General features: G+C 39.6%; 5 protein-coding genes. All 5 read left to right on the top strand.

Features of this window, described 5'->3' with window-relative positions; all coding sequences use genetic code 11:
• Positions 1–736 (top strand): AMP-binding protein (locus AC1DUW_RS23930; protein ID WP_477643632.1); only part of this gene is annotated, 736 nt, incomplete at its 5' end.
• Between the two features lie 72 nt (positions 737–808).
• Positions 809–1,378, top strand: a complete 570-nt coding sequence (locus tag AC1DUW_RS23925) for a TetR/AcrR family transcriptional regulator (protein ID WP_053345112.1) — start codon at positions 809–811, stop codon at positions 1,376–1,378.
• Between the two features lie 39 nt (positions 1,379–1,417).
• Positions 1,418–2,302, top strand: a complete 885-nt coding sequence (locus tag AC1DUW_RS23920; protein ID WP_377439487.1) for a 3-hydroxyacyl-CoA dehydrogenase family protein — start codon at positions 1,418–1,420, stop codon at positions 2,300–2,302.
• Complete coding sequence (locus AC1DUW_RS23915; protein WP_053345114.1) at positions 2,299–3,078, top strand: enoyl-CoA hydratase/isomerase family protein; 780 nt, start codon at positions 2,299–2,301, stop codon at positions 3,076–3,078. Before AC1DUW_RS23920 ends, AC1DUW_RS23915 begins: the two co-directional genes overlap by 4 nt.
• A 16-nt stretch (positions 3,079–3,094) precedes the next feature.
• Positions 3,095–3,395: acyl-CoA thioesterase (locus AC1DUW_RS23910; RefSeq protein ID WP_477643631.1), on the top strand; the 301-nt coding region annotated here is incomplete at its 3' end.

The following is a 3,395-nucleotide window of genomic DNA, read 5'->3' as shown; positions in this document are numbered from 1 at the left end:
CTACCCTAAGGCTGAAGAATACGGTATGGGTTCGATTCGGGTCTGTAACAGCGGGAGTGCACCGATGCCGATGGAACTGCTTCGTGAGTTTGAACGARAATCAGGGGCGAAAATAATGGAAGGCTATGGTCTTTCGGAAGCTTCCCCAACAACGCATTGTAACCCTATATTTGCTGAAAGAAAGCCCGGTAGTGTCGGGATTGGTTTCCCTTCCACTGATTATAAAGTGGTGGACCTAGGAGACGGAACAAAGGAAGTAGCTACGGGTGAAATGGGAGAGTTAATTATTAAAGGACCGCAAGTGATGAAAGGTTATTGGAATATGCCTGAGGAAACGGCGGTGACTCTGAAGGATGGCTGGCTTTATACAGGTGATATTGCCAAGGTTGATGAAGGCGGGTATCTCTATATTGTCGACAGGAAAAAAGATTTGATTATTGCAAGTGGTTATAATATTTATCCGCGTGATGTAGAAGAAGTGCTTTATGAACATCCAGCTGTTCAGGAAGCGGTTGTGATCGGAGTTCCGGATACCTATAGAGGAGAGTCCGTTAAAGCAGTGCTTGTTCTTAAAAGTAATCAGAAGGCAAGCGAACAGGAAATCATCGATTATTGCCGTGCAAACCTATCGGCCTATAAGGTCCCGCAACTTGTAGAATTTCGTGAAGAGCTTCCGAAAACAAATGTCGGAAAGATTTTAAGGCGATCTTTAAGAGAAGAATTTTCTAAAAAATAATCTGGCTTGATAATACGAAAGCGTATGATATCAATTCACCTGAAATTTTAAACAGAATGCGAGGATGCTTACATGAAAGAAAAAATGACAGAAAATAGCATACGTTTATTCGAAAAGAAGGGCTTTAGTGAGACATCTATTCAGGATATTGTTGAATCGATTGGTGTGACGAAGGGAACGTTTTATTATTACTTTACGAGCAAAGAACAGTTGCTTATGGATATTCATCTGGCTTACATAGATGAGCTCCTAAATGAGCAGGAAAAAATCATTCAGATTCTTGAAAAAAGCTGCAAAGATAAGCTTTTCGAAATGGTTTATATGCTTTTAAAGAGTATCAAAACAAAAAAATCAAGCGCTACGGTCTTTTTTCGTGAAATGAAAAATCTAAGTAAAGAAAAACTGGCTCAGATCCTTCCTAAGCGTGATGAATTCCGTAATAGAATTGAGCAGTTGCTTAAAGAAGGTATCGAGAGCGGAGAGTTTCGCTCCAATCTCGATACTTCTATCATCTCGTTTGCGATTTTGGGTGTGGCCAATTGGAGCTATCATTGGTTTGATCCAGATGGGGAAAAAACAGATCAGGAAGTGGCAAGGATTTTTATGGGAATGATTTTACAGGGAATTGAAGCAGGAAGATAAATTACATACTAACTAGTTAGTAGAAGGGAGAATGACGTTATGCCGAACAAACAAATTAATTCTATAACCGTAATTGGAGCCGGCCAGATGGGGCATCAGATTGCGATGCTTGCAGCACTTGGAGGATTCGAGACAGTTCTCCAGGATGTTCAAGAAAATGCTTTAATAACAGCTAAGGAAAAATTGGAAGATATTTTGGCTAAGTGGGTCCAAAAAGGAAAATTGACTGAAGATCGTAAACTGGCAGCCTTCAGTCGTCTTCAATATACTACCAATTTGGAAAAGGCGGCAAGCCGGGCGGATCTTATCATCGAAGCGATTGTAGAAAAACTTGATGTGAAACAGGAAGTCTTCGCCAAACTAGAGGAGTTGGCACCAGCAGAAACAATTTTTGCGACTAATAGTTCAACTATCGTCAATAGTCTCCTTTCGGGTGTGACAAATCGACCAGATAAGTTTATTAATATGCATTTCTTTTTTCCACCTTTAGTAATGGATTGTGTTGAAGTTGTCATGAGTGATCAAACATCTGAAGAAACAGCAAAGCTTGCAATGGAAGTAACTCAGAAAATGAACAGGACAGGCATTTTATTACGGAAAGAAATATCAGGTTTTGTTGCCAATCGAATTTTAGGTGCACTACAGCGTGAAGCCTTATTTCTGTATGAAGAAGGAATCGTTGATTACAAGGATATCGATTTAATTTGTCGAAAAGCATTAAGCCATCCAATCGGCCCGTTTGAACTGATGGACTTATCAGGTATTGATGTAAGTTATTTCGTCATGAAACAGCAATATGACGAAACTGGAAATCCTGAAGATAAACCAAATGTTTGTATTGAAGAAAAGGTGAAACAAGGACATCTAGGACGGAAAACAGGTAAGGGCTGGTATGACTATCCAAACAAAGGAGTGAAAAAATGAGAAATTTAGTGAGAGTGGAAAAGGAAAATAAGCTTGCTATTGTAACCATTGATAATCCTCCATTAAACGTAATCAGTAAAAATGTATTTAAGGGTTTGTTGGAAGTATTTACTGAGCTTGAAGAAGATAATGAAACGGTAGCAGTACTCATTACTGGTGCAGGCGATATTGCATTTGCTGCAGGTGCGGATATAAAAGAATTTCCACAAATGATGGGAAATCCGAATATGAAAGAAACTGTAAAGGAAAGTCATGCAATCTTAAATAAAATTGATACTTTTCCTAAACCGACGATTGCTGTCTTAAACGGTATGACTTTAGGAGGCGGATGCGAACTAGCTCTGGCCTGCGATTTGCGGGTAGCCGAAGCACAGGTGCAAATCGGCCTGCCGGAAGTGAAATTAGGCTTATTTCCAGGAGCTGGGGGTACACAGCGTTTGTCTAGACTTGTTGGGAATGCAAAAGCAAAGGAAATTATTTTTACCGGTGATTCACTTAATGCAAAAGAAGCAGAAAAGATAGGGCTCGTCAATAAAGTCGTCGAGCAGGGATGCGGGTTAACAGAGGCAAAAAATTTAGCCTCACGAATGACGAGACATTCACTTCAGGCGCTTTCGAGAATTAAAAAGGCTATAAATGAAGGAAGCGAATCGACACTTGAACAAGGATTAGAGATTGAAACAAATCTTTTTGAAGAAATCTTCCAAACTGAAGATGTGAAAGAAGGAGTTTCAGCATTCTTAGATAAGCGGAAACCTGCTTTCTTACATCGATAAAACAAGGAGGGACATAATGCGTGAATTAAAAGTTAACGTCCGCTTTTCAGAAACGGATGCCTTGGGCCATATCAATAACACAAGTTATTTTATTTACCTCGAAGAAGCCCGTATGAAATTTTTTGAAGCGTTGGGATTAGCAACAAATGTCGAAAAGTGGAACTTTTTGCTTGCTTCCACAAAATGCGATTTTATTTCTCAGGGGTATTTTAACCAGCTTTTAACTATTCGAACATATTTGACAAAGGTAGGGACGAAAAGCTGTGAAATGGTCCATGACATCTATTGTTCACAAACTGGAGAGGCCATTGCAAAGG

The sequence above is a fragment of the Peribacillus sp. P4_C12 genome (assembly GCF_056402095.1).
Note: the sequence above shows the minus strand (reverse complement) of the source record. Positions and strands in the feature narration are given on the sequence as shown.